The organism is Geodermatophilus marinus, assembly GCF_003428645.1.
Classification (GTDB): Bacteria; Actinomycetota; Actinomycetes; order Mycobacteriales; family Geodermatophilaceae; genus Geodermatophilus.
The window spans coordinates 1-1424 of record NZ_QVQH01000067.1 but is presented as its reverse complement, the minus strand read 5'-3'; the positions used below and the strand labels follow the sequence as shown (position 1 = coordinate 1424).

Below are 1424 nucleotides of genomic sequence, written 5' to 3'. Positions count from 1 at the left end.
GGCTCTTCGTAGTTGAGGGTGTAGATCGGGCTGGCGCGTCGGTCCCGGGATAGACGTCGAGGCCTTCCGAAGATGGAAGTTCTCACACTGCCCATCCGGAAGGCCTCGACGTGCCTGACGCTACCTTCGACTGCCCTGACTTGACCACGTTCGCCGGCCTGGACGGGTTGGGTCTGGAGGTCGTCGGACAGCGACTGGCTCCCGACCGTGCGGTCCTGGCCTGCCGGGTCGTCGAACCGGATCGGTGGTGCCGTCGCTGCGGGTGCGAGGGAGCGCCGCGTGACACCGTGACCCGACGGCTGGCCCACGAACCGCTGGGCTGGCGACCCACCACGTTGCTGATCACGATCCGCCGCTACCGGTGCACCGGGTGTGGGCACGTGTGGCGCCAGGACACCAGCAAGGCGGCCGAGCCGCGGGCGAAGCTGTCCCGTCGTGGGCTGCGGTGGGCGCTGGAGGGCATCGTGGTCGGGCACCTGACCGTCGCCCGGGTCGCCGAGGGTCTCGGGGTCGCCTGGAACACCGCCAACGACGCCGTCCTCGCCGAGGGCAAGCGGGTCCTGATCGATGACCCCGGCCGGTTCGAGGGCGTGCAGGTGCTCGGGGTCGATGAGCACGTGTGGCGCCACACCCGCCGGGGCGACAAGTACGTCACCGTGATCATCGACCTGACACCGGTGCGGGACCGCACGGGCCCGGCCCGGCTGCTGGACATGGTCGAGGGCCGCTCCAAGCAGGCGTTCAAGACCTGGCTGGCCGCCCGCCCCGAGGCCTGGCGCACCGGTCTGGAGGTGGTGGCGATGGACGGGTTCACCGGCTTCAAGACCGCCACCGCCGAGGAGCTGCCGGAGGCGGTCGCGGTGATGGACCCCTTCCACGTCGTACGCCTGGCCGGTGATGCCCTGGACCGCTGCCGGCGCCGGGTGCAACAAGACCTGCACGGGCATCGCGGCCGCAAGGACGACCCGCTCTACCGCGCTCGACGGACTCTGCACACCGGTGCCGATCTGCTCACCGACCGGCAACGACAGCGGCTGACCGCGCTGTTCGGGGTCGACGAGCACGTCCAGGTCGAGGCCACCTGGGGCATCTACCAGCGGATGATCGGTGCCTACCGCGAGCCCGACCGGGCCAAGGGCCGGCGGCTGATGCGCGACCTCATCGACGCGCTCGGACGCGGCGTCCCGGCCGCGCTGACCGAGCTCATCACGCTGGGCCGGACGCTGACCAAGCGCGCCGCCGACGTGCTGGCGTACTTCGACCGCCCCGGCACCTCCAACGGGCCGACCGAGGCAATCAACGGACGACTCGAGCACCTCCGAGGCTCCGCGCTCGGCTTCCGCAACCTCACCAACTACATCGCCAGGAGCCTGCTCGAAACCGGCGGCTTCCGACCCCGACTACACCCCCGATCGTGAAGAGCC

1 protein-coding gene is annotated in these 1424 nt (G+C 70.7%); it reads left to right on the top strand.

Going from position 1 to position 1424, the window contains the following annotated elements:
• Positions 1-110 precede the first annotated feature (110 nt).
• Positions 111-1418: an ISL3 family transposase gene (locus D0Z06_RS25030; RefSeq protein ID WP_117380249.1), complete on the top strand. Its 1308-nt coding sequence runs from the start codon at positions 111-113 to the stop codon at positions 1416-1418.
• The last annotated feature ends 6 nt before the right edge of the window (positions 1419-1424 follow it).